This window comes from Streptomyces sp. AF1A (assembly GCF_047340315.1).
Taxonomy (GTDB): domain Bacteria; phylum Actinomycetota; class Actinomycetes; order Streptomycetales; family Streptomycetaceae; genus Streptomyces.
In genome coordinates, this window is the sequence record NZ_JBLEBI010000087.1 from 1 (window position 1) to 26,573 (window position 26,573).

Annotated in this window: 28 protein-coding genes and 1 riboswitch; of the genes, 15 read left to right on the top strand and 13 right to left on the bottom strand. The window is 73.1% G+C overall.

Annotated features, from left to right (window positions below; all coding sequences use genetic code 11):
- From ACLU3S_RS22105 to ACLU3S_RS22115, 3 genes are all read left to right on the top strand, one after another.
- Positions 1–282 (top strand): ATP-binding protein (locus ACLU3S_RS22105; RefSeq protein WP_413953657.1); only part of this gene is annotated, 282 nt, incomplete at its 5' end.
- Positions 279–956, top strand: coding sequence for a response regulator (locus ACLU3S_RS22110; protein ID WP_413953658.1), 678 nt, complete (start codon positions 279–281; stop codon positions 954–956). The genes ACLU3S_RS22105 and ACLU3S_RS22110, both read left to right, overlap by 4 nt.
- A 110-nt stretch (positions 957–1,066) precedes the next feature.
- Entirely contained in the window at positions 1,067–2,095 is a 1,029-nt protein-coding gene (locus ACLU3S_RS22115; RefSeq protein WP_413953659.1) for a 6-phosphofructokinase, read from the top strand.
- A 51-nt stretch (positions 2,096–2,146) separates the two neighbouring features.
- Here the strand turns inward: ACLU3S_RS22115 and ACLU3S_RS22120 are convergent, their stop codons facing one another.
- Both ACLU3S_RS22120 and ACLU3S_RS22125 read right to left on the bottom strand, forming a co-directional pair.
- The gene (locus ACLU3S_RS22120; protein WP_413953660.1) at positions 2,147–4,036 is read right to left on the bottom strand and encodes an anthranilate synthase family protein; all 1,890 of its coding nucleotides are present in this window, start codon (positions 4,034–4,036) and stop codon (positions 2,147–2,149) included.
- Positions 4,037–4,135: 99 nt separating this feature from the next.
- Positions 4,136–4,195, bottom strand: a complete 60-nt coding sequence (locus ACLU3S_RS22125) for a trp operon leader peptide (RefSeq protein WP_413953683.1) — start codon at positions 4,193–4,195, stop codon at positions 4,136–4,138.
- A 105-nt stretch (positions 4,196–4,300) separates the two neighbouring features.
- Between ACLU3S_RS22125 and ACLU3S_RS22130 the strand changes: the two genes are divergently transcribed.
- Positions 4,301–5,653, top strand: coding sequence for a class II 3-deoxy-7-phosphoheptulonate synthase (locus tag ACLU3S_RS22130; RefSeq protein WP_413953661.1), 1,353 nt, complete (start codon positions 4,301–4,303; stop codon positions 5,651–5,653).
- A 143-nt stretch (positions 5,654–5,796) separates the two neighbouring features.
- Positions 5,797–6,057 (top strand): bacterioferritin-associated ferredoxin, encoded by a 261-nt coding sequence (locus ACLU3S_RS22135; protein ID WP_413953662.1) that lies wholly within the window; start codon positions 5,797–5,799, stop codon positions 6,055–6,057.
- Here the strand turns inward: ACLU3S_RS22135 and bfr are convergent.
- Complete coding sequence (gene bfr, locus ACLU3S_RS22140) at positions 6,054–6,533, bottom strand: bacterioferritin (protein WP_413953663.1); 480 nt, start codon at positions 6,531–6,533, stop codon at positions 6,054–6,056. The two genes, ACLU3S_RS22135 and bfr, sit on opposite strands and share 4 nt — an antisense overlap.
- A gap of 177 nt (positions 6,534–6,710) precedes the next feature.
- On the opposite strand from bfr, the gene ACLU3S_RS22145 reads away from it, so the two are divergent.
- Positions 6,711–7,343, top strand: a complete 633-nt coding sequence (locus ACLU3S_RS22145) for a sulfite oxidase-like oxidoreductase (protein WP_413953664.1) — start codon at positions 6,711–6,713, stop codon at positions 7,341–7,343.
- A gap of 33 nt (positions 7,344–7,376) precedes the next feature.
- Here the strand turns inward: ACLU3S_RS22145 and ACLU3S_RS22150 are convergent, their stop codons facing one another.
- The 5 genes from ACLU3S_RS22150 to thiO form a co-directional block, all read right to left on the bottom strand.
- Positions 7,377–8,258 carry a deoxyribonuclease IV gene (locus tag ACLU3S_RS22150; RefSeq protein WP_413953665.1) on the bottom strand — a complete coding sequence of 294 codons (882 nt, stop codon included), beginning with the start codon at positions 8,256–8,258 and terminating at the stop codon, positions 7,377–7,379.
- A 97-nt stretch (positions 8,259–8,355) separates the two neighbouring features.
- Complete coding sequence (gene pknB / locus ACLU3S_RS22155; protein WP_413953666.1) at positions 8,356–10,272, bottom strand: Stk1 family PASTA domain-containing Ser/Thr kinase; 1,917 nt, start codon at positions 10,270–10,272, stop codon at positions 8,356–8,358.
- 102 nt (positions 10,273–10,374) lie between these two features.
- Positions 10,375–11,196: a thiazole synthase gene (locus ACLU3S_RS22160; protein WP_413953667.1), complete on the bottom strand. Its 822-nt coding sequence runs from the start codon at positions 11,194–11,196 to the stop codon at positions 10,375–10,377.
- Between the two features lie 3 nt (positions 11,197–11,199).
- Entirely contained in the window at positions 11,200–11,412 is a 213-nt protein-coding gene (thiS, locus tag ACLU3S_RS22165) for a sulfur carrier protein ThiS (RefSeq protein WP_413953668.1), read from the bottom strand.
- Positions 11,409–12,569, bottom strand: a complete 1,161-nt coding sequence (gene thiO / locus ACLU3S_RS22170) for a glycine oxidase ThiO (RefSeq protein WP_413953669.1) — start codon at positions 12,567–12,569, stop codon at positions 11,409–11,411. The genes thiS and thiO overlap by 4 nt, the downstream gene beginning before the upstream one ends.
- A riboswitch (TPP riboswitch) is annotated at positions 12,567–12,678 on the bottom strand. (Overlaps the previous gene by 3 nt.)
- A 52-nt stretch (positions 12,679–12,730) precedes the next feature.
- On the opposite strand from thiO, the gene ACLU3S_RS22175 reads away from it, so the two are divergent.
- The 6 genes from ACLU3S_RS22175 (at position 12,731) to ACLU3S_RS22200 (ending at position 18,044) form a co-directional block, all read left to right on the top strand.
- Positions 12,731–13,081: a hypothetical protein gene (locus tag ACLU3S_RS22175; protein WP_413953670.1), complete on the top strand. Its 351-nt coding sequence runs from the start codon at positions 12,731–12,733 to the stop codon at positions 13,079–13,081.
- Positions 13,082–13,113: 32 nt separating this feature from the next.
- Positions 13,114–14,346, top strand: a complete 1,233-nt coding sequence (locus tag ACLU3S_RS22180; RefSeq protein ID WP_413953671.1) for an NAD(P)/FAD-dependent oxidoreductase — start codon at positions 13,114–13,116, stop codon at positions 14,344–14,346.
- 577 nt (positions 14,347–14,923) lie between these two features.
- Positions 14,924–15,289 (top strand): Rv2175c family DNA-binding protein, encoded by a 366-nt coding sequence (locus ACLU3S_RS22185; protein ID WP_055707421.1) that lies wholly within the window; start codon positions 14,924–14,926, stop codon positions 15,287–15,289.
- Between the two features lie 88 nt (positions 15,290–15,377).
- Positions 15,378–16,025 (top strand): thiamine phosphate synthase, encoded by a 648-nt coding sequence (gene thiE / locus ACLU3S_RS22190; protein WP_413953672.1) that lies wholly within the window; start codon positions 15,378–15,380, stop codon positions 16,023–16,025.
- 130 nt (positions 16,026–16,155) lie between these two features.
- Positions 16,156–17,079: a methylenetetrahydrofolate reductase [NAD(P)H] gene (gene metF / locus ACLU3S_RS22195; RefSeq protein WP_413953673.1), complete on the top strand. Its 924-nt coding sequence runs from the start codon at positions 16,156–16,158 to the stop codon at positions 17,077–17,079.
- Between the two features lie 56 nt (positions 17,080–17,135).
- On the top strand, positions 17,136–18,044 hold the full coding sequence (locus ACLU3S_RS22200; protein WP_413953674.1) for a hypothetical protein: 909 nt from the start codon (positions 17,136–17,138) through the stop codon (positions 18,042–18,044).
- A gap of 14 nt (positions 18,045–18,058) precedes the next feature.
- Here the strand turns inward: ACLU3S_RS22200 and ACLU3S_RS22205 are convergent, their stop codons facing one another.
- The 5 genes from ACLU3S_RS22205 to ACLU3S_RS22225 all read right to left on the bottom strand — a co-directional run bounded on the left by ACLU3S_RS22205 (position 18,059) and on the right by ACLU3S_RS22225 (position 24,083).
- Positions 18,059–19,576, bottom strand: coding sequence for a phytoene desaturase family protein (locus ACLU3S_RS22205; protein ID WP_413953675.1), 1,518 nt, complete (start codon positions 19,574–19,576; stop codon positions 18,059–18,061).
- A 46-nt stretch (positions 19,577–19,622) separates the two neighbouring features.
- Positions 19,623–20,225 (bottom strand): DUF4126 domain-containing protein, encoded by a 603-nt coding sequence (locus ACLU3S_RS22210; protein ID WP_413953676.1) that lies wholly within the window; start codon positions 20,223–20,225, stop codon positions 19,623–19,625.
- A gap of 360 nt (positions 20,226–20,585) precedes the next feature.
- Positions 20,586–21,215, bottom strand: a complete 630-nt coding sequence (locus tag ACLU3S_RS22215; RefSeq protein WP_413953677.1) for a TetR/AcrR family transcriptional regulator — start codon at positions 21,213–21,215, stop codon at positions 20,586–20,588.
- Between the two features lie 47 nt (positions 21,216–21,262).
- Entirely contained in the window at positions 21,263–23,347 is a 2,085-nt protein-coding gene (locus tag ACLU3S_RS22220) for a YhgE/Pip family protein (RefSeq protein WP_413953678.1), read from the bottom strand.
- A complete protein-coding gene (locus ACLU3S_RS22225; protein ID WP_413953679.1) occupies positions 23,334–24,083 on the bottom strand; it encodes an ATP-binding cassette domain-containing protein in 750 nt (249 codons plus the stop codon). Before ACLU3S_RS22225 ends, ACLU3S_RS22220 begins: the two co-directional genes overlap by 14 nt.
- A 164-nt stretch (positions 24,084–24,247) precedes the next feature.
- Here ACLU3S_RS22225 and ACLU3S_RS22230 point away from each other — a divergent pair, with 164 nt between their 5' ends.
- The 3 genes from ACLU3S_RS22230 (at position 24,248) to ACLU3S_RS22240 (ending at position 26,432) form a co-directional block, all read left to right on the top strand.
- Positions 24,248–24,811 carry an SAV_6107 family HEPN domain-containing protein gene (locus tag ACLU3S_RS22230; protein WP_413953680.1) on the top strand — a complete coding sequence of 188 codons (564 nt, stop codon included), beginning with the start codon at positions 24,248–24,250 and terminating at the stop codon, positions 24,809–24,811.
- Positions 24,812–24,944: 133 nt separating this feature from the next.
- On the top strand, positions 24,945–25,772 hold the full coding sequence (locus tag ACLU3S_RS22235) for a class I SAM-dependent methyltransferase (protein ID WP_413953681.1): 828 nt from the start codon (positions 24,945–24,947) through the stop codon (positions 25,770–25,772).
- A gap of 276 nt (positions 25,773–26,048) precedes the next feature.
- Positions 26,049–26,432, top strand: coding sequence for a DUF3040 domain-containing protein (locus tag ACLU3S_RS22240; RefSeq protein ID WP_413953682.1), 384 nt, complete (start codon positions 26,049–26,051; stop codon positions 26,430–26,432).
- Positions 26,433–26,573: the final 141 nt, after the last annotated feature.

The following is a 26,573-nucleotide window of genomic DNA, read 5'->3' on the forward strand; positions in this document are numbered from 1 at the left end:
GGCCAGGAGGCGCGGGCCTGGATCCTGGTCGAGGACGAGCCGGACGAGGTCGTCGTCACCGTCCGGGACGACGGGCCCGGCATCCCCGAGGGCCGGCTCGCCCAGGCCGAGAGCGAGGGCCGGCTCGGCGTGGCCCAGTCGATCCGGGGCCGGCTGCGCGACCTCGGCGGCAGCGCCGAGCTGGTCTCCGTGCCCGGGCAGGGCACGGAGGTCGAACTGAAGGTACCCAAGGCACCGAAGGGCGCCGCACGGGCGCGGGGGAAGAAGACGGAGCAGGCATGACACAGCAGCAGGGCGCGACCAGGGTCATGGTGGTCGACGACCACCCCATGTGGCGCGACGCGGTCGCCCGGGACCTGACCGAGTCCGGCTTCGAGGTGGTCGCCACCGCCGGCGACGGCGAGCAGGCCGTCCGCCGCGCGAAGGCCACCGACCCCGATGTCCTCGTGCTGGACCTCAACCTGCCGGCCAAGCCCGGCGTCCAGGTGTGCAAGGAACTGGTGGCGCACAACCCGGCGTTGCGCGTTCTGGTCCTCTCGGCGAGCGGTGAGCACGCGGACGTGCTGGAGGCGGTGAAGTCCGGCGCGACCGGCTATCTGCTGAAGTCGGCCTCCACCGAGGAACTCCTCGACGCGGTGCGCCGTACCGCCGTCGGCGACCCGGTGTTCACCCCCGGCCTCGCCGGCCTGGTCCTCGGCGAGTACCGGCGCCTGGCCGCCGAGCCGGCGCCCGCCCCCGACGCCGACGAGCCGGGCGCACCCCGGCTGACCGAGCGGGAGACGGAGGTGCTGCGGCTCGTCGCCAAGGGCCTGAGCTACAAGCAGATCGCCGAACGCCTCGTCATCTCCCACCGCACGGTCCAGAACCACGTCCAGAACACCCTCGGCAAGCTCCAGCTCCACAACCGGGTCGAGCTGGTGAGGTACGCGATCGAGCGCGGACTCGACGACGCATGACCCGACTTCCGGCGCAACGCGCCGGAATCACCCTTCCCGCCTCTCCCGATGTGACGCGAATCACCATTAGCGTGACTGAGCGTCAGGCAACCGCGGCGAAGGGACATTTCATGCGCGTCGGAGTACTGACCGGAGGCGGCGACTGCCCCGGGCTCAACGCCGTCATCCGGGGCGTCGTGCGCAAGGGTGTGCAGGAGTACGGCTACGACTTCGTCGGCTTCCGGGACGGCTGGCGGGGACCCCTGGAAGGAGATACCGTCCGCCTCGACATTCCCGCCGTGCGCGGCATCCTGCCCCGCGGCGGCACCATCCTCGGCTCCTCGCGGACCAACCCCCTCAAGGTGGAGGGCGGCATCCGCCGGATCAAGGACAACCTGGCCAAGTGCGAGGTCGAGGCCCTCATCGCGATCGGCGGCGAGGACACCCTGGGGGTCGCCGCGCGGCTGTCCGACGAGTACGGCATGCCCTGCGTCGGCGTGCCCAAGACGATCGACAACGACCTGTCCGCCACCGACTACACCTTCGGCTTCGACACCGCGGTCAACATCGCCACCGAGGCCATCGACCGCCTGCACACCACCGCCGAGTCCCACATGCGGGTGCTGGTCTGCGAGGTGATGGGCCGGCACGCCGGCTGGATCGCCCTGCACTCCGGCCTGGCCGGCGGCGCCAACGTGATCCTCATCCCCGAACAGCGCTTCGACCTCGACCAGGTGTGCGCCTGGATCACCTCCCGCTTCAAGGCCTCGTACGCCCCGATCGTCGTGGTCGCCGAAGGCGCCATGCCGAAGGACGGCGAGGTGGTCCTGAAGGACGAGTCGCTGGACTCCTTCGGGCACGTCCGGCTGTCCGGGATCGGTGAGTGGCTCGCCAAGGAGATCGAGAAGCGCACCGGCAAGGAGGCCCGCACCACCGTCCTCGGGCACATCCAGCGCGGCGGCACCCCCAGCGCCTTCGACCGCTGGCTCGCCACCCGCTTCGGCCTGCACGCCATCGACTGCGTGCGGGACGGCGACTTCGGCACGATGGTCGCCCTGCGCGGCACCGACATCGTCCGCGTCCCGCTCGCCGACGCCACGGCCAAGCTGAAGACGGTCGACCCGAAGCTGTACGAAGAGGTCGGGGTGTTCTTCGGCTGACCGCCCGCTTCCGGGGCCCGCGGACCGGCGGTCCCCAGGCCCCGGAACCGCTCACCTCGCCGGGCTCGTCCCGCGCAGCCGGCCGACCAGCTCCCGCACCACCGCGGCCCCGTTCAGCGTCAGCACCGACTCCGGGTGGAACTGAACCCCGGCGAACCCGGCGCCGCGCAGCGCGTGCACCTCCCCGTTCGCCGCCCGGCTCACCTCGATGCCGTGCGCGGCCAGCTCCCGCGCCGCTTCGTCGCCGCAGCGGGCGACGAAGCTGTTGTAGAAGCCGACGGTCTCCGGCCGCCCGAACAGATCGATCGTGGTCTGCGCCCCCTGGTACGGCACCTCCTTGCGGACGATGTCCAGCCCCAGCTCGGCCGCGATCAGCTCGTGTCCCAGGCAGACGCCCAGCACCCCGTGCCGGTGCTCCCGGATCACGGCGGCGGCCAGCTCGCGCAGGAACCGCATCTTCGGGTCGGCCAGGTCGGTCGGGTCACCGGGGCCGGGGCCGAGCACCACCGGCCCCTCGTGCGCGAGCACGGCCGCGCGCAGCCCCGGCTCGTCGTACCGCCGTACGGTCACCTCCAGTCCGCCGGAGCGGAGCACGTGCGCCAGCATCGCGGTGAAGGTGTCCTCGCCGTCCACCACGAGGGCCCGGCCGGTCGGCTCGCGCGCCGGGTCCTGCATCCGCAGCCAGAACGGGGCCAGGGAGGCCCGCCGCCCGTCCAGCGCGGCCCGCACCCGGGGGTCGTCGGCCAGCCGCGGCCGCTCCCGCTCCGCCTGCGGCCGCGAGGCCCGTACCCCGAGCGCCGCCAGCACGCCCGCCGCCTTCGCGTGGGTCTCGGCGACCTCGCCCGCCGGGTCCGAGCCGCGCACCAGCGTCGCGCCCACGGGGACCCGCAGCCGGCCGGCCGCGTCGATGTCGGCGGTGCGGATCAGGATGGGGGAGTCCAGCGTCTGCGCGCCCCCGGAGTCGCGGCCGAGCAGGGCCAGCGCACCCGCGTAGTAGCCGCGGCCCCCGACCTCGTGCCGCTCGATGACCCGGCACGCGTTCTGCACCGGCGACCCCGTGACCGTCGCCGCGAACATCGTCTCCCGCAGTACCTCCCGCGCGTCCAGGGAGGACTTGCCGCGCAGCTCGTACTCGGTGTGCGCGAGGTGCGCCATCTCCTTCAGGCGCGGCCCGACGACGACCCCGCCCATGTCGCCGACGGTGCACATCATCTTCAGCTCCTCGTCGACGACCATCGACAGCTCCTCGATCTCCTTGCCGTCGGCGAGGAAGCCGAGCAGGTGTTCCGGGGTCGGCCCCTCGGCGGGATAGCGGTAGGTGCCGCTGATCGGGTTCATGACGACGGTCCCCCCGGACATCCGCACATGCACCTCGGGGCTGGCGCCGACCAGAGTCCGCCCACAAGGCCCTTCGGGCCCGTCGTGATCCCCGGTGTGCACCACGAAGGTCCAGTACGCGCCCCGCTCGCCCTCGAGCAGCCGCCGGAACAGCGCGAGCGCGTCCGCGCGGCCGAACCCGGGGACGGACCCCTCGTACGTCCGCCGGATCACGAAGTTGGCGCCCTCGCCCCGGCCGATCTCCTCCTCCAGCACCCGCCCGACGATCCGCGCGTACTCCTCGTCGCCGACGTCGAAGCCCCCGCCCGCCACCCGCACCTCGTGGCTCGGCAGCCCGCGCAGGGCCTCGTCCAGCGGGATCTCGTACGACTCCTCGGGGGTCAGCACCAGCAGCGGTGTGCCGTCGTCGCGGACGTCGAAGCCGCGCTCGTGGATCTGCCGGAACGGGACGAGGGCGAGGCCCTCGTCGGGCAGCTCGGCCAGCCGGTCCCGGCGGGTCACCGGGCCGAGCAGCACCTCCACCGGGTGCTCCGCCCGGCCGGGGACGCGGCGGCGCAGCAGGGCGAAGGGGCGGGGGTCGGACAGCAGGTCCTGCAGATTCACGGGTCGGACTCCTTCTCGATCTTCTGACGGAGAGGAACGACCCCGGGAACGCCGAAGGCCGCCCCTCGGGCGGCCTTCGCGAAGTCTGGGTACGCGCAGTCAGCGGGCCGCCGGAGAAGCGGTCCACCACCAGGTCTGGATCGACGGCGCGAACAACATGGAAGGCACCCTACCGCAGCGGCCGGGCGTCCACGAGTCAGTCACCCCGTCTCACTTTTCGAGCGACGCGTAGAACACGGGACACAACCCCGTAATGTTTACGAGGTGACCGTGAACGCTAAGACCAGCCCGAGTGCCGGCAACACCTGGCGAGACCTGCCCGCGGCGCAGCAGCCCGAGTACCCCGATGCCGAGGCTCTGCGCACCGTCGTTGCCGAGCTGTCGAGCTATCCTCCGCTGGTTTTTGCGGGTGAGTGCGACCAGCTGCGCGCCCGGATGGCGTCCGTCGCCAAGGGAGAGGCGTTCCTCCTCCAGGGCGGCGACTGCGCCGAGGCCTTCGACGCGGTGTCCGCCGACCACATCCGCAACAAGCTCAAGACGCTGCTCCAGATGGGCGCCGTCCTGACCTACGCGGCCTCCGTGCCCGTGGTGAAGGTCGGCCGGATCGCGGGGCAGTACTCCAAGCCGCGCTCCAAGCCGACCGAGACCCGCGACGGCGTGACGCTCCCGGTGTACCGGGGCGATTCCGTCAACGGCTTCGACTTCACGCCCGAGTCCCGCATCCCGGACCCCGAGCGGCTCAAGCGCATGTACCACGCCTCGGCCTCCACGCTGAACCTGGTGCGCGCCTTCACCACCGGCGGCTACGCCGACCTGCGCCAGGTGCACGCCTGGAACCAGGACTTCGTGCGGACCTCGCCGTCGGGCCAGCGCTACGAGCAGCTCGCGCGGGAGATCGACAACGCGCTGAACTTCATGCGGGCCTGCGGCACCGACCCGGAGGAGTTCAAGACCGTCGAGTTCTTCTCCTCGCACGAGGCGCTGCTGCTGGACTACGAGTCCGCCCTGACCCGGGTCGACTCGCGCACCGGGCAGCTGTACGACGTCTCCGCGCACATGGTGTGGGTCGGTGAGCGCACCCGGCAGCTGGACGGCGCGCACATCGAGTTCGCCTCGCGGATCCGCAACCCGCTCGGCATCAAGCTCGGCCCGACCACCACGGCCGAGGAGGCGCTGCAGTACATCGACCGCCTCGACCCCGAGCGGGAGCCGGGCCGGCTGACCTTCATCGTCCGCATGGGCGCCGACAAGATCCGCGACCGGCTTCCCGAGCTGGTCGAGAAGGTCACGGCGTCCGGCGCGACGGTGGCCTGGGTGACCGACCCGATGCACGGCAACACCTTCGAGGCGGCCTCCGGGCACAAGACCCGCCGCTTCGACGACGTGCTCGACGAGGTCAAGGGCTTCTTCGAGGTCCACAAGGCGCTCGGCACCCACCCGGGCGGCATCCACGTGGAGCTGACCGGCGACGACGTCACCGAGTGCGTGGGCGGCGGTGACGAGATCTTCGTCGACGACCTGCACCAGCGCTACGAGACGGCCTGCGACCCGCGGCTCAACCGCAGCCAGTCGCTGGACCTGGCGTTCCTGGTCGCGGAGATGTACCGGGACCAGTGAGCGACAACGCTCTGGGGCGCGGATCACAGCGGATCCGCGCCCCTTCCCCTTTTGCGGACTCCGGGCCATGGGTTAGGTTAGGTTTGCCTCACCGGGAACGGGATGGCAGTGACTACGGCGATCCCGTCGGGAGGTGAGACCCCGTGTACGTGTGCAGCTGCTTCGGTATCACCGAGGCCCAGGTCAAGCAGCATGCGGAGGGCGGCGCCTGCACTCCGCGGCAGATCGCCTCCGCCTGCAAGGCGGGCACCGACTGCGGCTCGTGCGTACGCCGCATCCAGGCCCTGCTCGGCCGCGGCGCCTGCCCCCGTCGAGAGCTGGCCGACCAGGGCAGGCCGGTGCTGTCCGACCTCCCCGGCGTTCCCGATGTTCCCGGCGCTCCCGCGCTCCCCGAGGCGGCCTAGGTCTCCGGCTGCTCGATCACCTGCGCGAGGTAGAGCGCCTCGCCGAGCTTGTCCAGCAGCTCCAGCTGGGTGTCGAGGTAGTCGATGTGGTGCTCCTCGTCGGCGAGGATGTCCTCGAAGATGTTCGCGGACGTGATGTCGCCCTTCTCGCGCATCACCTTGATCCCGCGCCGCAGCCGGTCGATCGCCTCCACCTCGATCTGCCGGTCCGCCTCGAACATCTCCCGCACGCTCTGCCCCACCCGGACGTGGAACAGCCGCTGGTAGTTGGGCAGGGCCTCCAGGAAGATGATCCGGTCGGTGAGCACCTCCGCGTGCTTCATCTCGTCGAACGACTCGTGCCGCGTGTACTTGGCGAGCTTGTACCAGCCGTTGTTCTCCTGCAGCTTCGCGTGCAGGAAGTACTGGTTGATCGCGGTCAGCTCGCCGGTGAGCTGCTCGTTGAGGAACTCGATGACCTCGGGGTCGCCCTGCATCGCAGCGGCTCCTTCCACACGGGACAACGGGGGAGGGTGTGCCGGGGCATGATCGCACCGGTGGCGAAGATCGTCCAGTAAGTGCGCACTCATTAAGTACGTCCTGGATTAGTGTCATTTGCCCTATTTGTTCAGGGGTGGTCAAGGGCACTGCCCGAGGTCTGTCAGGATGGATACATGGGTCATCCGGTGGAGCGCGCGTCTGGAGCAACGGCTGGGTCCGAGCTTCCGCCGGGTCAGCGTCTCCAGCGCGGCTGGCCGGTCACCCACTACGGACCCGTCCCGAAGTTCCGCCCCGAGCGCTGGGACTTCCGGGTCTTCGGGGCCACCGCCGACGGCGAGAAGCACTGCTGGAGCCACGAGGAGTTCACGGCGCTGCCGTACACCACCGTGGTCGCCGACCTGCACTGCGTGACGAAGTTCAGCATGATCGGCGCGGAGTGGGGCGGCATCCCGGCCCGTGCGATCGTGGACCTGGCCCCGCCGGCCCCGGACGTCACCCACGTGATGGTCTGGGCGGAGTACGGCTTCAGCTCCAACCTGCGCCTCACGGACTTCCTCGCCGACCGCACGATCTTCGCCACCCACAAGGACGGCGAACTCCTCACCGCCGAGCACGGCTTCCCGGTCCGTCTGATCGTGCCCCACCTCTACGCCTGGAAGGGCCCCAAATGGGTGCGGGGCGTGGAGTACATGACCGCCGACCGCCGCGGCTTCTGGGAGGAACGCGGCTACCACAACGTCGGCGACCCGTGGAAGGAACAGCGGTACTCGTACCAGGAGGAACCGGGGGACGGACCCGAGCTGTGACGGGCCCGCGGGGGCGTGGCCGGACCGGCCGGCTCAGCCGTCCCTGAGCTTCTTCAGCCGCTCCACGTCCGCCGCGTGCCCCTCCTTGCCGCCGGGCGTCTCGATGACCAGCGGCACGCCCGCGGTCGCGGGGTGGGTCATCAGCGCCCGGAACGGGTCCTCGCCGATGTGGCCGGCGCCGATGTTCGCGTGCCGGTCCTTGTGCGCGCCGACCACGTCCTTGGAGTCGTTGGCGTGGATCAGCTTCAGCCGCCCCTCGCCGACGGTCTGCACCAGCAGGTCCAGGGTCTGGTGCATGCCGCTCGGCCCGGTCAGGTCGTGTCCCGCGGCGAAGATGTGGCAGGTGTCCAGGCAGACGCCCAGCTTCGGATGGGCGTCGAGCGCCTCGAAGTACGGCCCGAAGTCCCACGTCCGCGAGCACAGCGAGGCGCCCTGCCCCGCCGTCGACTCCAGCAGCAGGAAGGGGTCGTCGTCGTGGGTCAGCTCGTCCAGCAACGGCAGCACGCGCTCGCGCACCTGCCGCAGGGCGACCGCCCGGCTCCGCCCGCCGGTCGCACTCCCGGTGTGCACCACCACGCCCAGCGCGCCGATCTCCCGCCCGCGCCGCAGCGAGTGCCGCAGCGACTCCACCGACCGCTCCACGGTCGCCTCGGTGTGCGAGCCGAAGTTGATCAGATAGGGCGCGTGCACATACGCCGGGATCGCCGCCTCGGCACACGCCTCGCGGAACGCCTCGTCCTGCCGCGGGCTGCCGGCGGGCGTGGCCCAGCCCCGCGGATTGGCGACGAAGACCTGCACGGTCTCGGCCGCCAGCTCGCGGGCGTACGACAGCCCCACGGAGTGCAGCCCGCCGGCCACGGGGACGTGACCGCCGACCGGATTGCGGAGCACGGGGCGAGAAGCAGAGGAAGTCATGACCCACCCAGCATGCCAGGACGTGTGGGGGAACCCCCGATCAGGGTACGGCCGCACCGGCGCGCCGGCGCCGATGCCCGGGCACGGCGCACCCCGGTCACCGGATGGTGATCGTGACCGTGGACCCCTTGGGGGCCGTCCGCCCCGCCGGTACGGACTGCTTCTTGACGGTGTCGCCGAACAGGCCCAGCAGGCCGCGGTCCTCGTCGACCTTGAACCCGGCGCCCTCGAGCGCCTTGTGGGCGTCGTCGACGCTGTCGCCGACCACGTCGGGCACCTGGACCATCTCCGGGCCCTTGGACAGGGTCAGCGTGACCGTGTCGCCCTGGGCGGCCTGGCCGCCGTCGCCGGGGTCCTGGCGGGCGACCTTGCCCTTGTCGTACTCGGAGTTGACCCGCTCGGGCGCGATCCTCACCTTCAGACCGGCATCCGTCAGCTCCTGCCGGGCGCTGTCCAGGTCGTCGCCGGTCACGTCCGGCACGTCGACGGGGCTGCCCTTGCTGACGGTCAGCGCGATCGCCGAGCCCGCGTGCCGCCGGGTGCCCGCCCGCGGGGTCGTGGAGATCACGGACCCCTGGGGCACGTCCTCGCTGAACTGCCGGGTGACCATGCCCGGCTCGAGGCCGTCCGCCTTCAGCCGCGCCCGCGCCTCGGCCAGCGGCCGGCCCTGCACGTCCGGCACGTTCACCGTCTCCGGGCCGAGCGAGACGGTCAGCGCCACCGAGTCGTGGTCGCGGATGCGGGCCCCGGGCGCCGGATCGCTGCTGATCACCGTGCCGCGCTTGACGGTGTCGTCGTACTCCCGCTTCACCTTCCCCACGTCGAGCCCGGCCGCCTCCAGCCGGTCCCTGGCCTGCGCCTCGGTCTGCGACAGCAGCGGCGGGACCCGCGTGAACTGCCCGGAGTTGATGTACCAGATCCCGGCGCCCACGCCGAGCACCAGCAGTACGGCGGCGACGACCGCGAGCATCAGCCGGTGGGACCCCCGGGGCGGCACGGGCTCGCTCTGGAACCGCGCGGTGCGGCTGACGCCGTCGCCGGGGGCCTCGTCCTCGTTGACGGGCAGCGGGCGCGGCACCGTCAGTGAGCGCGGGATCACGCTCGTACGGTCCTCGGCGTTGTCGTGCTCCGCCGACCGGGCCTGCGGCGGCAGCGCGTCCAGCTGCTCCTCGGTCAGCGCCCGGCGCGCCACGCGCACCTGGGCGAGCAGGGCCACCGCGTCGTGCGGCCGGATGCCGGGGGTGCGCGCGGTGGCCGACGCGACCACCTCGTCCAGCTCGTACGGCAGCCCCGGCACGAGCGCCGAGGGCGGCGGCACGTCCTCGTGGACGTGCCGGTACAGCACCTGCGCGGGCGAGTCCCCGGCGTGCGGCTTGGCGCCCGTCAGCATCTCGTAGAGGACGACACCGCACGCGTACACGTCGACGCGCGGGTCGGCGACGCCCTGCCCGATCTGCTCGGGCGCCAGGTACGACACGGTCCCGAGCACGGCACCCGTGGTGCTGGTCACCGTGTCCACGGACCGCACGAGCCCGAAGTCGGCGACCTTGACCCGGCCGTCGTCGCCTATCAGCACGTTCTCGGGCTTCATGTCCCGGTGCACGAACCCGGCCCGGTGCGCGGCGCCGAGCGCGGCGAGCACGGGCTCGAGAATGTCCAGTGCGGCCCGCGGCTGCAGCGCACCGCGCTCGCGCAGCACGTCCCGCAGGGTGCACCCGGCGACGTACTCCATCGCCAGGTACACGTACGACCCGTCGGTCCCCTGGTCGAAGACCTGCACCACGTTCGGGTGATCCAGCCGGGCGACGGACTTCGCCTCCCGGATGAACCGCTCGACGAAGGACCCGTCGGCCGCCAGGGTCGGGTGCATCACCTTCAGCGCGAGGACGCGATCCAGGCGGGTGTCCAGGCTCCGGTAGACCGTGGCCATCCCACCGACCGCGATCCGCGCGTCCACGCGGTACCGGCCGTCGAGCACCTGCCCGACGAGGGGGTCCTGAAGGGTCGTATCCACGCAGGGGAGTGTACGAGCACCGACCGACACAGCCCCGGGTGAGACCGCTCCCGGGCCCGTACTGCAGCCGACCTGTGACGCTTCACACGAACAAGGGTGCGATCACCGTTCCGGGAGGCGAGCGGGGGACGGGAACGCGGGCCGCTCGGGATCCAGCCGGGCCATCCCCTCCGTCGGGGAGGACGCCTCCGCGAGATACCTCCGGGGGATCCGCCCGGCCAGCCGGGCCAGCCGGCCGCCCTGCACGGCGTGCTTCATGGCGGTCGCCATCAGCTCCGGCTCCTGCGCCCGCGTCACGGCCGACGCCAGCATCACGCCCGCGCACCCCAGCTCCATCGCCAGGGCGACGTCGGACGCCGTACCGGCCCCGGCGTCGAGGATCACCGGCACGCGCGCGTGCTCGACGATCAGCTGGAAGTTGTGCGGATTGCGGATCCCGAGGCCGGACCCGATCGGCGACCCCAGCGGCATGACCGCCGCGCACCCGACGTCCTCCAGCTTCCGCGCCAGCACCGGGTCGTCATTGGTGTACGGCAGCACTGTGAAGCCGTCGTCGACCAGTGTCTCCGCGGCCTCCAGCAGCTCCACCGGGTCCGGCAGCAGCGTCCGCTCGTCGGCGATGACCTCCAGCTTGACCAGGTCCGTGCCGAGCGCCTCCCTGGCCAGCCGGGCGGTGAGCACGGCCTCCCCGGCGGTGAAGCAGCCCGCCGTGTTCGGCAGCACCCGGATGCCCAGTTTCCGCAGCACCGACAGCACCGAACCGTGCACGGACGGGTCAACCCGCCGCATCGCGACCGTCGTCAGCTCCGTGCCCGAGGCGACCAGCGCCCGCTCCAGCACGTCCAGGCTGGGCGCCCCGCCCGTGCCCATGATCAGCCGGGACCCGAAGGACACCCCGCCGAGGACGAAGGGATCGTCGGCCATGGCTCAGCCTCCCTGGACGGCGGTGAGAACCTCGACCCGGTCGCCCTCGGCCAGCGCCGTGGCCGGCCACTGCGCGCGCGGGACGACGGTCTCGTTGACGGCGGCCGCCACCCCGGAGGGCGCCGCGACCAGTGAACGTACGACGGTGTCGAGCGCGGTGCCCGGGGAGACCTGGCGGCGCTCGCCGTTGACGGAGATGGTGACGGAGGCGGTCATGCGGGCTGCTCCGAGCGGACGGCGCCGAAGCGCTTGGGCGTGAACGGACGGGCTTCATCGGGGAGTTCGCCGGTGACGAGGGCGTGCGCCAGCACGTCCCCGGTGACCGGCGTGAGCAGCACCCCGTTGCGGTGGTGCCCGGTGGCCAGCAGCAGCCCGTCGAGCCCGGACGGGCCGAGCAGCGGCGCGTTGTCGGGGGAGCCGGGGCGCAGCCCGGCGCGGGTCTCGGTGAGCGGCAGCTCGGTGATGCCCGGCACCAGCTCGTGCGCGTCGCGCAGCAGCTCGTACACGCCGCCCGCGGTGACCGTCGTGTCCCAGCCCAGCTCCTCGCTGGTGGCCCCGACGACCAGCTCGCCGTCCTCGCGGGGCACCAGGTAGACCTGGCTGCCGCGGACCACGGCCCGCACGGTCCGGCTCAGGAACGGCGCGAACCGCCGCGGCACGGTCAGCCGCAGCACCTGGCCCTTCACCGGCCGCACCGGCGGCAGCAGCTCGTCCGGCACGCCCGGGAGCCGCCCGCTCAGGCTGCCGGCCGCCAGCACCACCTGCCCGGCGCGCAGCGCGGTGCCGTCCGCGGTGGTGACCCCCGCGGCCCGGTCCCCGACCACGTCCAGCCGCTTTGCCCAGGCCCGGTGGAACGCCACCCCGGCCCGCTCGCACGCGGCCACCAGGGCCGCGGCCAGCCGCCGCGGGTCGATCTGGTGGTCGCCGTCGACGCGCAGCCCGCCGCGCACGCCGGGTGCCAGCATCGGCTCCAGGCGGCGGCACTCCCGCCCCGACAGCCACTCCGATGCGAGGCCCGAGCGCTGCTGCAGGGCGTGCAGCTCCCGGAGGTGGGCGCGGTCGTCGGCGTCCAGCGCGACCGCGAGCGTGCCGCAGCGGCGGTAGCCGAGGCCGTGGCCGGTCAGCTCGGTCAGCTCGGCCGCGAAACCGGGGTAGCGGCGGGCCGACTCCAGGTTGAGGGCGAGCAGGGTCTCCTCGCCGTAGTGCAGTTCGGTGACCGCGGCCAGCATCCCGGCCGCGACCTGCGCGGCCCCGCCCCCTGGCGCGGGGTCGACCACGGCCGTCGCGAGCCCGCGCTGCGCGGCGCGCCAGGCCGTGACCAGGCCGATGATCCCGCCCCCGATGACGAGGACGTCGGACGTACGTGACGACATGGGCGTCCAGCCCCTCCCTTCGCCGGCATGACCCGGATCAGGTTCGTACGGTCGGAGGCCGCCAGCCTCCCTCTCAGCCCGGTGCGTCCGGGCTCCCGCGAGTGCTTGTACGGGGGTTACCCTAGCCCGCCGTACTCGTCACCCGTAAGGAGCCCTCCGCCGTGGCCCGCTCGCTGGACGGACTGATCCTCGCCCCCGTCTCGGACCAAGCGCCAGGTCAGGTGGGTACCCGGACCCGGTTCGCGTACCACGAGAAGGACGGCGAGGTGTGGGCCGAGTACGCCGGTGGCGACGTCGTGCGCGGCCATCTGGTGGGCACCCGCGAGGGGGACCGGGTGGACTTCCGGTACGTGCAGCTCAGGACCGACGGGAGGACCGCCTCCGGGCACTGCGTGTCCACGGTCGTGGAGCTGCCCGACGGGCGGGTGCGGCTCGAGGAGACCTGGGAGTGGGAGTCGCAGCCGGGCTCCGGCACGAGCGTTGTGGAAGAGGTCACCGCACCCGCCCGCTGACTGACAGTTCGTCAGTTGTTTATCGTGATCGGATGAGGGAGCAGACAGCGCACGAGGGCACGTCCCCGGTGCGGCGCGTGGTCGTCGTCGGTGCGGGCATGGCCGGGGTGCAGACCGCGGTCGCCCTGCGGGAGCAGGGCTTCAAGGGCGGCGTGACCGTCATCGGCGCCGAGCCGCACCAGCCGTACGACCGCCCGCCGCTGTCGAAGGCCGTGCTGCTCGGCAAGGCCGAGGACTCCGCCTTCGACGTGGACTTCGACTCGCTGGGCGTCGACCTCCGGCTCGGCTGCGAGGCGCAGGGCGTGCGGCCCGCCGAGCACGAGCTGGACACCGAGGCGGGGCCGGTCCCGTACGACGTCCTGGTCCTCGCCACCGGCGCCGAGCCGATCACGCTGCCCGGCACCGAGGGCGTGCCCGGGGTGCACCTGCTGCGCACCCTGGACGACGCCGAACGGCTGCGGCCGGTGCTGAGCCGGCAGCACGACATCGTGGTCGTCGGCGCGGGCTGGATCGGCGCCGAGTTCGCCACCGCCGCCCGGGAGGCGGGGTGCGCGGTGACCGTCGTGGAGGCCGCCGACCGGCCGCTCCCCGGTTCCCTGCCCGCCGAGGTCGCCGCCCCGATGGCCGCCTGGTACGCCGACGCGGGCGCCGAACTGCGCACCCACGCGCGCGTGGAGCGCGTCGAGCCCGGCGCGGTCGTCCTCGCCGACGGCACGCGGCTGCCCGCGGGCGCGGTCGTCGTCGGCATCGGCGCCCGCCCCGCCACCGCGTGGCTGGCCGGCTCCGGCATCGAACTGGGCGCGCGCGGCGAGATCGTCGCGGACGCCCACCTGCGGGCCTCCGTGCCGGACGTGTACGCCGTCGGCGACTGCGCGTCCTTCCCCTCGGCGCGCTACGACGAGCGGCTGCTCGTCCACCACTGGGACAACGCCCTGCAGGGCCCGCGCACGGTCGCCGCGCACATCCTCGGCGAGACCGCGGCCGTCTACGACCCGGTGCCGTACTTCTGGTCCGAGCAGTTCGGCCGTTTCGTGCAGTACGCGGGCCACCACGCCGCCGCCGACCGGCTGGTCCGGCGCGGCGACCCCGCGGGCCCCGCCTGGTCGGTCTGCTGGCTGCGCGAGGACCGCCTGGTGGCCGTCCTGGCGGTGGGCCGCCCACGCGACCTCGCCCAGGGCCGCCGCCTGATCGAGGCGGGCCGTCGCATGTCCCCGCAGTCCCTGAGCGACCCCGCCCGCCCCCTGAAGAACGCCACGGCCGACTGACGGAGCCCGGACCGCCGACCCACGATCCGGGTCCTGGCGCCGGCCCCGGCGGCGCGCCCCTGCCCGCCCCCGCCGCGCATGCGGCTGTCGCCGACCGGGCAGCGGGAGACCCCCTGACCCTGCCCGCACGCCGAACGCCACATCCCCGGGGGCGTCGCCGGCCGCACCGGTCCCGTGGGCGGGCGGGGGCGTCTGGCAGCCGGTCCGTTCGTCGCGGGGCGCGGTTGGTTCGCCCTGTGCGGGCCGCATCGGGTGCTTTGGGCTGGCCGCCCGCTGAAAAGGATGCGCGATGGTGCCGGCCCGTATCCCCGGGGGCGTCGCCGGCCGCGCGGGTCCCGTGGGCGGGCGGGGGCATCTGGCAGCCGGCCCGCTCGTCGTGGGGCCCAGCCGGTGTGCCCCGCGCAGGCAGCCTGGTCGGCCCGCCGCGGCGTGGGCTGCGGGATGTCCCGGCCGCCCGCCGAACGCCACGCGCGGCCGTGTCGGCAGGTGTCCACAGGAGCGTCACCAGCCACGACGGACCCGCGGACGGACGACGACACATCGCGGCAGACCCAGCGGAGCGCCTACGCTGGGTTCCGTGACCGAGATTGACGCAAAGATCGATGCTCTCGTCCCCGCCTGGCTCACCCTCCCCGACATCGCCGAACAGCTCGGCGTCGAGGTGACGCGCGTGCGGCAGTTGGTCAAGGAGGGCCAGCTCATCGCCGTACGCCGAGGTGAGAACCGGGCGCTGCACGTCCCCGCCGCCTTCATCGACGGGGACAAGGTCGTCAAGGGCCTGTCCGGGACCCTGACGCTGCTGAGGGACGACGGCTTCACGGTCGAAGAAATGATCGAGTGGCTCTTCACCCCCGACCCGACCCTGCCCGGCACCCCCGCGCAGGCCCTGAGCGAGAATCGCGGCACGGAGGTGAAGCGCCGGGCCCAGGCGCTCGCCGTCTGAGCCGACCCGCTCAGGAGGGTGGCGTGCGAGCCGGTGGCCCGCACGCCACCCGCACCATCGCCAGGGACACCGACCAGGGGGACCACGCATGTCCGACACCGCCCGCGCCGCGCTCGCCGACGCCCGCCTGTACCTGTGCACGGACGCCCGCAAGCGGCAGGGAGACCTCCCCAAGTTCCTGGACGCGGTCCTGGCCGGCGGTGTCGACATCGTGCAGTTGCGCGACAAGGGGATGGAGGCCGCCGAGGAACTGGCGCACCTGGAGGTCTTCGCCGACGCGTGTGCCCGGCACGGCAAGCTTCTCGCGGTCAACGACCGCGCCGACGTCGCCCATGCCGCCCGCGCCGACGTGCTGCACCTCGGCCAGGGCGACCTGCCGGTCCCGGCGGCCCGCGCCATACTCGGCGACGGCGTGCTGATCGGCCGCTCCACCCACACCGAGGCGGAGGCCGCCGCGGCCGCCGTCCAGGAAGGCGTGGACTACTTCTGCACCGGCCCGTGCTGGCCCACCCCGACCAAGCCCGGCCGGCCCGCACCCGGCCTCGACCTGGTCCGCCGCACCGCCGCCCTCGGCACCGACCGCCCCTGGTTCGCCATCGGCGGCATCGACCTCGGCAACCTCGACGAGGTGCTGGAGGCCGGGGCCCGCCGGGTGGTCGTGGTCCGCGCACTGACCGAGGCCGACGACCCGGGTGCCGCCGCGGCCGAGTTCGCCAAGCGGCTGCGCCGGCCCTAGAGGGCCGGATTCCGGGCGGCGTGCCGGGTGGTACCGGCGTCCTGTCCAAGGGGTGGACAGGAAATCGACAATTCGGGCAAATTTCCGGCCTTCGGTTGGGGGACGGCCCACCCCTGGCTAACCTGCGAATATGGCCCTCGGAACCGCATCCACCAGGACTGATCGCGCACGTACCGTGCGCGACATGCTCGCCAGCGGCAAGACCACGTACTCGTTCGAGTTCTCGGCGCCGAAGACCCCCAAGGGCGAGCGGAACCTGTGGAGCGCGCTCCGGCGGGTCGAGGCGGTCGCGCCCGACTTCGTCTCCGTGACCTACGGCGCCGGCGGTTCCACGCGCGCGGGCACGGTCAAGGAGACCGAGCAGATCGTCGCCGACACCACGCTCACCCCGGTCGCCCACCTCACCGCGGTCGACCACTCCGTCGCCGAACTGCGCAACATCATCGGCCAGTACGCGGACGCCGGGATCCGCAACATGCTCGCCGTGCGCGGCGACCCGCCCGGCGACCCGATGGGCGAGTGGGTCCCGCACCCCCGGGGCCTGACCTACGCGGCCGAACTCGTCCGGCTCATCAAGGAGTCGGGTGACTTCTGCGTGGGCGTCGCCGCGTTCCCGGAGATGCACCCCCGCTCCGTGGACTGGGACACCGATGTCACCCACTTCGTGGACAAGTGCCGTGCGGGCGCCGACTACGCCATCACACAGATGTTCTTCCAGCCGGAATCGTATCTGCGGCTGCGCGACCGCGTGGTGGCCGCGGGCTGCGACACCCCGGTCATCCCGGAGGTTCTGCCGGTCACCAGCGTGAAGATGCTGCAACGGCTGCCCAGTCTGAGCAACGCCCACGTCCCGGACGCCCTGAAAGAGCGGATCCTCACAGCGAAGGACGATCCGGCGGCGGTACGCTCCATCGGTATCGACTTCGCCACGGAGTTCTGCGCGCGCTTGCTGGCCGAGGGAGTGCCCGGACTGCACTTCATCACGCTCAACAACTCCACGGCGACCCTGGAAATCTACGAGAACCTGGGCCTGCACCATCCCCCGCAGGCCTAGACCGGCCGCACCGCGATACGACACACTGCGTAACGGTCACTGGGAGAGGGGCGTACATGGGCTGGACGGTCCTCTACATCGCGTTCGGCATCGTCGCACTGTGGTTGCTGGGCGAGGTGCTGCTGCAGTACAAGGCGCGCCTGCGCTGGCGCCTGCTCGCCTTCGTCGGCTTCCTCGGCGTCGTGCTCGGCGTCCTGATGCCGTCCGTCGTCGTGATCGGGGTGGGTGCGATCGCCTTCGCGATCGGCCAGACCTATGTCACGCTGTCGTTCCGCCGCGGCTTCGCGGCGGGCTGGGCGGTCCGGCGCCCCGACGCCGAGGACGAGCCCGACGACGGCAGGCGCCGCCGCGGCAGGGCGGACCGCCCCGAACCGCCGGACGACGCCGACGCGGAGGCCGGCGACGAGCAGCAGGCCGGCCAGGACGCCTACGCCCAGGCCGGGACCCAGGGCGACTACGGGGACTACGACCGCGACGACGTCTTCACCCCCGCCCACGCCACCGCCGCCGAGACCACCGCCGTCTACGAGCCGCAGCCCCTGCCGGAGGACACCGGCAACTACGGCGTCTACGGCGACACCGCCGCCTACGCGGGCACCGCCCAGCAGCAGCCGCAGGGCGGGGAGGCGTACGCCTACGACTACTCCGGCTACGGCCAGCAGGCCTACGGCTACGACACCGGCGGCCAGCAGGGCTACGCCAACTACTCCGACCCGTACGTCGGCACCCAGGCCTACGGCGGCTACGACACCGGCTACGCCCAGCAGTACGGCCAGCAGGGCTACGCCCAGGACGCGTACGCCACCGGCGGCTACGGCGAGACCCCGGCCGCCGGGGTGTGGGTGCCGCAGCAGCGCAGCGACGAGACCTACGGAGGCGAGCTCCCGCAGGAGCAGCCGTACCCGTACCAGGGCCAGGGGCAGCAGCAGCCCGGGCCCGGGTACGACGAGCAGTACCGTTTCTGAGGCTCAGACCCCGCTCACTGGGAGCCCCGGAAGCCCGGGCCCTCCACGATCAGCCCCGCCACCAGCGCGCCGGACATGCCCGCGTGCGGCAGTCCGCCGCCGGGGTGGGACCAGCCGCCGACGGTGAAGAGGCCGGCCAGCCCGGTGGAGTTGCCGGGGTGCAGCAGGCGTCCGGCGCCGGCCGCGAGCGCGGGGGCCGGTATCGCGCCGCCCACGGCTCCCGTGGCCTCCTCGACGGCGGCGGGGGAGCGCACCTCCTGCCAGAGCATGCGGTCCCGCAGCCCCGGCACCGCCCGCTCCGCCACCGCGATCATGTCCTCGGCGTGCCGGTCGTAGACCTCCCGCCCCGCCGAGCCCTCCCCCTGGGGCAGGGCCGGGACCGTCGAGACCAGGACGACCGACTCATGCGCTGTGTCCGGCACCAGCGCCGGGTCGCCCGGCCGCAGCACGGTCACGGTCGGCCGCGCCGCCATCCCGCCCGGGTCGCCGAACAGCAGTTCCCGCTCCGCCTCGCGGTCTTCCGCGTGCACCACGGTCCGGTGGGCTGCGCCTGCGGGCCGCTCGCCCCGCAGGGCGAGCAGCACCGTCAGCCGGCTCGGCGTCCGGCGCTGCGGCGCCACCTCGCCGCCGCCCCGGAGGGCCGGGCCCGTGACGAACCGGTCCAGGGTGTCCGGGGTGACACCGGCCACCACGAAGTCCGCCTCGGCCACCTCGCCGCCCGCCAGCTCCACACCCGTGGCCCGGCCGTCCTTCTCCAGCACCCGGGTCACCTCGGCGCCGAAGACGAACTCGACCTTCCGCCGCACACACCTCTCGTAGACCGCGCGCGCCAGCTCCCGGATGCCACCGCGCACGTACCAGGTGCCGAAGGCGTGCTCCATGTAGGGCAGCACGGCCGCGCTCGCCGGCGCGCTGCGCGGATCGAGGCCGTAGGAGAGCGCGGAACTCTCCAGCAGGGCCGCGAGACGCTCGTCGCGCAGCTCGATGGAGCCGATCTCGGACAGTGTGCGCGCGTGCCGCGTACGCAGCAGGCGCCGGTGCGGGACGGCCGGATACGGCTCCTTCCCGGCCAGCACCTGCCAGTTGGGCCACAGCGGCTCCTCCAGCAGGGGCCGGCGTGTGCGGTCCCAGGCCTCGCGGGCCCGCACCAGGAAGTCGCCCCACCGCTCGCCCGCGCCCCCGCCCAGCGCCGCGTCCAGCGCCGCGACGACTCCCGCGCGCGAGGCGTTCGGCAGGGACACCTCGGTGCCGTCCGCGAAGACGTGCCGCGCGGACGGATCGACCTGGACCAGCTCGACGCAGTCCTCCAGCGGCTCCTTGCCGGTCTTGACGAACAGGTCGCGGTAGACGGCGGGCAGGGTCAGCAGTCCCGGGCCGGTGTCGAAGGCGAACCCGTCCCGCTCGAAGCGGCGCACCGCACCGCCGTAGGTGTCCGTGCGCTCGTACACCACCACCCGGTGGCCCGCGACGGCCAGCCGGGCGGCGGCCGCCATCGCGCCCATCCCGGCGCCGATCACCGCAATCCGTGCCATGCCTGCGACTTTATCGACCGCCACTGACAGCGGGGCCCGCGGGCGGTCAGGGCGCCCGCGAGGCCAGCCGGCGCTCCTCGCGTCGCTGGACCCGGCGGCGCAGGAAGCGCCGGATGCGGGAGACGAGGAACAGCAGCACCACAAGCCCCGCGGCCAGCAGCACGGCCGCGATGACCGCGGCCGCCTCCGGATGGAAGATCGCCAGAGAGACGATGCCGCCGACCCCGAGGTCCTCGGCGAGGCTGAGCGCGATGTTGCTGAACGGCTCCGGCGAGGTGTTGACCGCCATCCGCGTTCCGGCCTTGACCGTGTGGCCCGCCAGCGCCGTCGAACCGCCGATCAGCCCGGCCGCCACGTCCGACAGCGAGCCGCTGTGCCCGGCGAGCAGCGCGCCCACCCAGGCGCCCGCGAGCGGGCGGACCACGGTGTGCACCGCGTCCCACGCCGAGTCGACGTAGGGGATCTTGTCGGCGACCGCCTCGCACAGGAACAGCACCCCGGCGGTGATCAGCACCTCGGGGCGCTGCAGCGTCTGCGGGACGTCGTCGCTCACCCCCGTCAGACCGAACAGGCCGAGCAGCAGCACCACCGCGTAGGCGTTGATGCCGCTCGCCCAGCCGCTGGTGAAGACCAAGGGGAGTACGGACACGGACGCGATCGTAGCCAGACGGCGGGCCGGACCGGCGGGCACGCGCGCGGATGCGTGAGTATCCGTACCTAGGCGGCGAGATGAGTACCCGCGCGGATGGGCGGCGGCCCCCGCGGACGGGACAGTTGAGGCACGGCACGGGGCGCGGCCCGGCACCGCCGGCACGGGGCGGCGGAACGGCGCCCGCCGTCCCTGCCGCTCCTTCCGCCGATCCGTCGGCGGAAGCGAGTCGGGGGACCCGGGGACGACCATCCACGGGGGACCAACGGGGGAGACCGTACGGGGAGTACGGGGGAGCACGGGGAACGGGAGGGCGCCGGTCCGGCAGCGGACCGGCGCCCTCCGCGTGCGCCGGCCCGCTCAGCCCTTCCCGCTGACCCGGCCCTGGAGCAGCCGGGAGAGCGCCGCGTGGACGTCGTCCAGGGACCGCTCCGGCTGGAACGACTTCCAGTCCAGGGCGGCCACCAGGACCATGCCGACCAGGGCCGCCGCCGTCAACTGGATGTCGATCTCGTCGCTGAACTCGCCGGCCGCCACCCCCTCGCGCAGCACGCCCTCGACCACGGCGACGGCCTCCTGGCGGACCACCATCAGCGTGGACTGCCAGGCCCGGTTGGTGCGCCACAGCTCGGCCACGTACAGCTGGGTGAACGCCGGATAGCGGTCGATGAAGACCAGGCCCGCGCGGACCATCGCGTCCAGCGCGTCCACCTTGCCGCCGCCCGCGCGCGCGGTGTCGTCGGCCGCCTTCTTCAGGGAGGCGGTGAGCAGCCCGACCCCGTGCCGCAGCAGTTCCTCGAAGAGGACCGACTTGCTCGCGAAGTTGTAGTAGACCGTGCCCTTCGCCACTCCGGCCCGCTCGGCGATCTCGTCCACCGTGGTCGCGGAGAAGCCCTGCTCGGCGATGAGCGTGACGGCCGCCTCGTAGAGCTTCTGCCGGGTGGCCTCCCGGCGGGTGCTGCCGCCGGGCCTGGCGCTGCTGCTTTCCATGGCACCGATTCTCACAGGTAAGCCCGCGTGCGGGGGATCCCCGGCGATCACAGGGCCAGTTCCGGGTGCAGCCGGTCCAGCGTCCACACCTGCCGGCGCCGGGCCGCGACGGCGGTCAGGGCGAGGGCGCCCGCGGTGAACGCGGCCAGCACCGCGCACGCCTGCCACACCGGTCCGAGACCGCCGCCCGTGATCAGCCGGCGCAGCGCCTCCACGACGTAGCTCATCGGCAGGAACGGATGGATGGCGTTGAAGAAGTGCGGGCTGGTCTGCACGGGATACGTGCCGCCCGCCGAGGTCAGCTGGAGCATCAGCAGCGCCAGGACCAGGATGCGGCCGGCCGCGCCGAAGCGGGCGTTGAGCCACTGCACGACCGCCGCGAAGCACGCGGTGACCAGGAACAGGAACCCGATCGTGCCGGCCGCCCGCATCATCTGCAGCCCGATCGCCCAGTGCAGCACGGCCATCAGGGCGGCCACCTGGAGCGCGCTCAACGCGACCACCGGCAGCCAGCCGGCGAACGCGATCCGCCAGGCCGGCGAACCGGCCGCCAGGGCACGCCGGTTGAGCGGCGGGATCAGCATGTAGGCCACCATCGCGCCCACCCACAGGGACAGCGGGATGAAGTAAGGGGCGAAGCCGGTGCCGTAGTTGGGCGCCTTGTGCAGGTCGTGGGAGGCCAGCTGGACCGGGTCGGCCATCACGCCGGTGCGCCGGTCGCGGTCGTGCCGGTCGTAGTCGGGGATCTTCTTCGCGCCGTCGTGCAGGCCGCCGGCGAGCCTGCCGGACCCGTCGGCCAGCTTGTAGATGCCGCCGTTCAGGGTCTGGGCGCCGGACTCGGCGGTGCCGATGCCCTTGTGGAGCTTCGCCGCGCCGGTCCGGGCGGTGCCGAGCCCGGTGTGCAGCTTCTTGGCGCCGTCGGCGACCTTGTGTGCGCCGTCGTTCAGCTTGTTGATCCTCTTCACGGCGTCGCCGACATCCCCCGAGAGGTGCGGTGCGCGCGCGGCGAGGGCCCGGGCCTGCTGCTGCAGCGTGCCGAGGTTGTCCCGCATGGTCTTCAGGTCGCCGTCCTGGTCGGCGATCAGCGTGTTGAGGTCGTCGGCGACCGCGGCCACGTCGTCGGCGGCCTGCCTGGCCCGCTTCAGGTCCGGGCACACGGGGTCGGGGAGGGCCGGGGTCGTGCAGCGCGCCTTGTACACCTCGTCCAGGACGGCGGCGGAGGCATGGGCGGTCTTGGCGGCGCCCGGGGCGAGCTTCACCAGGACGTCGAGGTTGTCCTCCACGGTCTTCGCCGAGTCGGCGACCAGCCTGGCGGTGTCCCCGATGGTCTTCTGGTTGTCCTTCAGGTAGGGGCCGGCCTTGCCGTAGACGCCGTTGACCCGGTCGGCGAGCGCCTGGGTGCCGTCGGCGACCCGGCGCGAGCCGTCCTGCAGGTCTGCGGCGCCCGTGTTCAGCTTCGTCAGGCCCTTGGCCAGCTTGCCGCTGCCGCTCTTGGCGTCCTTCAGGCCGTCGGCGAGGTCCCGGGAGCCCTTCTCGGCCTTCCCCAGGCCGCTGTTGAGCTGGTCGGCACCCTTGGCGGCGGTGACGGTCTTGTCGTGGATGTCGGAGAAGGAGATGAAGATCCGGTCCAGGAAGGTCCGGGAGGCCTTGGTGGACGCGGCCGAGCGCACCTCGTTGAAGACGGTGCGGGAGATCTGGCCGACGATGTAGTTGTTCGCGTCGTTGGTGCGCACCTGGAGGGCGCCGGTCTCCGGGGAGTCGCCGGAACTGGAGGCGATGCGCGAGCTGAAGTCGGCCGGCAGGGTCAGCGACAGGTAGTACGTGCCGTTCTCCACGCCCTTGCGGGCCTCGGCGTCGCTCACCTCGTGCCAGTCGAACGTGCGGCTGTCGCGCAGCCCGTCGACGATGTCGTCGCCCGCGGCGATCTTCTTGCCGCCTGCCGTGGCGCCCTTGTCGTCGTTCACCAGGGCCACCGGGATGCGGTCCAGGCGGCCGTACGGGTCCCAGAACGACCACAGGTACAGGGCGCCGTAGAGCAGGGGCAGCACGAGCAGCGCGACCAGGGCGGCGCGGGGCAGCCTGCCGCGCCCGAAGCGCCTCAGTTCGAGCGCGGCCAGCCTAGGCGAGCGCATCGACGTCCTCCTTCGGGTCGCTCTCCGGGGTGCTCTCGCGGTCCTTGCCGTCCGCGCCGGTGGAGACGGTCACGCAGCCCTCGGGGGCGCTGCGGCACACGGCCAGCACGGTCGTCCCCGCGCGCGTGAGGGAGCGCAGCAATTCCCAGACCTCGGCGCGCTCGGCCTCCGAGAGCTTCGTGTCGATGTCGTCCACGCCCAGCAGCCGGGGCCGGCCGAGGAGGGCGAGCGCGAGGGACAGCCGCAGCTCCTGCACCCTCTCCAGGTCGCGTACGGCCGTCCGGGAGCCCTTGGGCAGCGTCTCCAGGTCCAGCCCGGCGGCGGCCAGCGCCGCGTCGACGCGCAGCCGTGCCTCGTGCGTGCGCTGGGCCCGCGGGCGCAGCGCCTCGCGGAGGGAGTCGCCGAACCGGCGCTGCAGCAGGGCCCGTTCGCGCAGGTGCTCGCCCACGGTCAGGGCCGGCTCCAGGTCGGTCACCCCGGCCACGTTGGCCACCGCGCTGACGCGGCGCAGCGCCGCCATGCGGCGCGGGAGTCCGACGTCGCCGACGGTGGCCACCCCCTCGGTGGGCTTCATCCGTCCGGTGAGCGCGAGCAGCAGACACGTACGGCCCGAGCCGGACGGTCCCTCGATGGCGATCAGCGAGCCGGGCTCCGCCTCGAACGTGATGCCCCGGAAGGCCCACCCCCGGGGCCCCCTGAGTCCGAGGTTCTCGGCCGTGACGTCCACGCCGTCCACAACCCCCCCTGCCCTTCGATGTTTTTGAACTGACTGGTCAGTTCAAAAATAGCCTGAACCTACGATCGAGGCAAAGCCGCAGGTCAGAACGGATTGTCAGTGCCATACCTCACGATGGGCACATACGGCACCCGTGCCGTCACCCAGACGACAGGAGGTTCGTCATGGCCTACTCGTCCGCAGCCGCCGCCCGCCGGCGCCGCGCCTCCGGCCCTGCCCCCTCACTGACCGGCCCGGCGAGCGACGTGCACCCCGTGCTCCGCCGGGCCACGGCCCCGCCCGCCGCCCTCGACCTGCTCGCCCAGGCCCGCGCCGCGCTGGAGGAGGCCTCCGTCCTGGATGCGCCGAACGAGCGCTATGCGACGGCCCACCTCGCCGCCCTGCGCACCGCCGCCGCCGTACTCGCCGCCCGCGGCCGCCCCGAGACCTCGCCGCGCCGCCGGGCCCGGATCCGCAGCGCCTGGGAGGTGCTGCCGGAGATCGCCCCCGAACTGACGGAGTGGAGTGCCCTGTTCGCCTCCGGTGCCGCCCGGCGCGCCCGCGCCGAGGCGGGCATCCAGGGCGCGGCGAGCCGGCGGGACGCGGACGACCTGATACGGGACGTGGCGATGTTCCTGCGCATCGTCGAGCGGATGCTCGTGCTCCAGCCGGTCCTGCCCCAGCCCCGCCCGGACGCCGACGACCGGGGCGGCCCGCGGTCCCGCGGTGACCTCCCGGACGCGGGCTGACCACGGGTGGTGCGCCCTTCGTCCGACGCGCGAGACGGTCCCGGCCGGACGTCGCCGCGGTGACCGGGACGGCGCCGGAGGCAATAGGGTGGAGTCGCCTCAAGCCATCCGCCCCGCCGAGGAGTCAACAGCCGTGTCGGACCCGATGCGCCCGCCCGTCTCCCCTCACCACCCGCACTGGGCGTCGGTGTGCTCCGACCCCTCCCCGTCCCGGGCCTCGCTGCGTACCGCCGTGGTCTGGGAGGTCCTCCAGGACGCCCTCGACCGCCGGGTGAAGGCCACGGGACGGCACTCGCTGGACGTCCTCGACACCGGAGGCGGCAGCGGCAACTTCGCGGTGCCCGTCGCCCGCCTCGGCCACCGCGTCACCGTGGTCGACCCCAGCCCCAACGCGCTGTTCGCGCTGGGCCGCCGCGCCGCCGAGGCCGGCGTCGCCGACCGGGTCAGCGGCGTCCAGGGCGACGCGCACGGCCTGTTCGACGTGGTCGAGCGCGGCGGCTACGACGCCGTGCTGTGCCACGGCGTGCTGGAGTACGTGGACGACCCGGCCGAGGGCGTTCGCAACGCGGTCGCGGCCCTGCGCTCCGAAGGCGTGCTCAGCCTGCTGGCCGCCGGGCTCGGCGGGGCGGTGCTCGCCCGCGCCCTCGCCGGTCACTTCACGGAGGCCCGGCAGGCGCTGCAGAGTCCCGACGGCCGGTGGGGCAGCGGCGACCCGATGCCGCGCCGCTTCACCGCCGACCAGCTGACCGCGCTGGTCGAGGGGGCGGGCCTCAGGGTCGGCGCCGTGCACGGCGTGCGGGTCTTCGCCGACCTCGTGCCCGGCGTCCTGGTGGACACCGAGCCCGGCGCCCTCGACGCGCTGCTCAACCTGGAGGCAGCGGCGGCCGAACTGCCCGCGTTCCACTCCGTGGCCACGCAGCTGCACGTGCTCGGTGAGACGCCGGGTGCCGCCGAGGACTGAGCGCACCGCCGGGACCCGCCGCTGATCAGGGGCTCGTCGGCGGATGGAGTACGCCACAAGCCCCCCGATCGTGGGGTTTGCGCCGTATGATCGAGGTAAGCCGCCCGGCATGACGGGTCGGCCGCCGGGGAATGGAAGCCTCAGCGAGCCGGGACGCCCATGACGGACTCCGGTGGCCAATTGGCGTAGAGGGGCGGGTTTCACGGGGGCGATTCCCTGCCTATCCTGAAGGGACCCCCCGGGTCGCCCCGGCGACTGCACGATGAGGAGGACTCCGTGCCGCTCTCGGAGCACGAGCAGCGCATGCTCGAGCAGATGGAGCGAGCGCTGTACGCCGAAGATCCCAAGTTCGCGTCAGCGCTTGAGGGAAACGGGCTGCGTACGTACACCCGGCGGCGGGTCTACCAGGCGGTCGCGGGCTTCCTCGTGGGTATCGCGCTCCTCATGGCCGGAATGGTCGCCCAGCTGATCTGGGTCAGTGTGGTGGGTTTCCTCGTGATGCTGGGCTGCGCCGTGCTCGCGGTCACCGGCTGGCGCAAGGCTCCCAAGCCCGGTGAGCAGCCTCCTGCCGCCGCTCGCCGCGGGGTGCGCCCCAAGCGCTCCATGATGGACCGGATCGAGCAGCGCTGGCAGCGGCGCCGGGACGAACAGGGCCACTGACCGCTGCCGCGGGGCCCGGCAGAAGACTTCCCTGGGGGCGACCACCAGCCGGTGGTCGCCCCTCACGCATGTTCCGGCGAGCCGGCTCCGGGCACCTCGGCGGCGGCACCGCTCGCCCCCGGCGGTCCGCCGCTCCCCATG

Coding starts and splice junctions, on each gene's coding strand:
- ACLU3S_RS22205 (WP_413953675.1), bottom strand. CDS start 19,576: ATGGCACGGATTGCGGTGATCGGCGCCGGGATGGGCGCGATGGCGGCC.
- ACLU3S_RS22180 (WP_413953671.1), top strand. CDS start 13,114: ATGAGGGAGCAGACAGCGCACGAGGGCACGTCCCCGGTGCGGCGCGTG.
- thiE (WP_413953672.1), top strand. CDS start 15,378: ATGTCCGACACCGCCCGCGCCGCGCTCGCCGACGCCCGCCTGTACCTG.
- bfr (WP_413953663.1), bottom strand. CDS start 6,533: ATGCAGGGCGACCCCGAGGTCATCGAGTTCCTCAACGAGCAGCTCACC.
- thiS (WP_413953668.1), bottom strand. CDS start 11,412: ATGACCGCCTCCGTCACCATCTCCGTCAACGGCGAGCGCCGCCAGGTC.
- ACLU3S_RS22110 (WP_413953658.1), top strand. CDS start 279: ATGACACAGCAGCAGGGCGCGACCAGGGTCATGGTGGTCGACGACCAC.
- ACLU3S_RS22220 (WP_413953678.1), bottom strand. CDS start 23,347: ATGCGCTCGCCTAGGCTGGCCGCGCTCGAACTGAGGCGCTTCGGGCGC.
- ACLU3S_RS22145 (WP_413953664.1), top strand. CDS start 6,711: ATGGGTCATCCGGTGGAGCGCGCGTCTGGAGCAACGGCTGGGTCCGAG.
- ACLU3S_RS22115 (WP_413953659.1), top strand. CDS start 1,067: ATGCGCGTCGGAGTACTGACCGGAGGCGGCGACTGCCCCGGGCTCAAC.
- ACLU3S_RS22215 (WP_413953677.1), bottom strand. CDS start 21,215: ATGGAAAGCAGCAGCGCCAGGCCCGGCGGCAGCACCCGCCGGGAGGCC.
- ACLU3S_RS22150 (WP_413953665.1), bottom strand. CDS start 8,258: ATGACTTCCTCTGCTTCTCGCCCCGTGCTCCGCAATCCGGTCGGCGGT.
- ACLU3S_RS22200 (WP_413953674.1), top strand. CDS start 17,136: ATGGGCTGGACGGTCCTCTACATCGCGTTCGGCATCGTCGCACTGTGG.
- metF (WP_413953673.1), top strand. CDS start 16,156: ATGGCCCTCGGAACCGCATCCACCAGGACTGATCGCGCACGTACCGTG.
- ACLU3S_RS22160 (WP_413953667.1), bottom strand. CDS start 11,196: ATGGCCGACGATCCCTTCGTCCTCGGCGGGGTGTCCTTCGGGTCCCGG.
- thiO (WP_413953669.1), bottom strand. CDS start 12,569: ATGTCGTCACGTACGTCCGACGTCCTCGTCATCGGGGGCGGGATCATC.
- ACLU3S_RS22230 (WP_413953680.1), top strand. CDS start 24,248: ATGGCCTACTCGTCCGCAGCCGCCGCCCGCCGGCGCCGCGCCTCCGGC.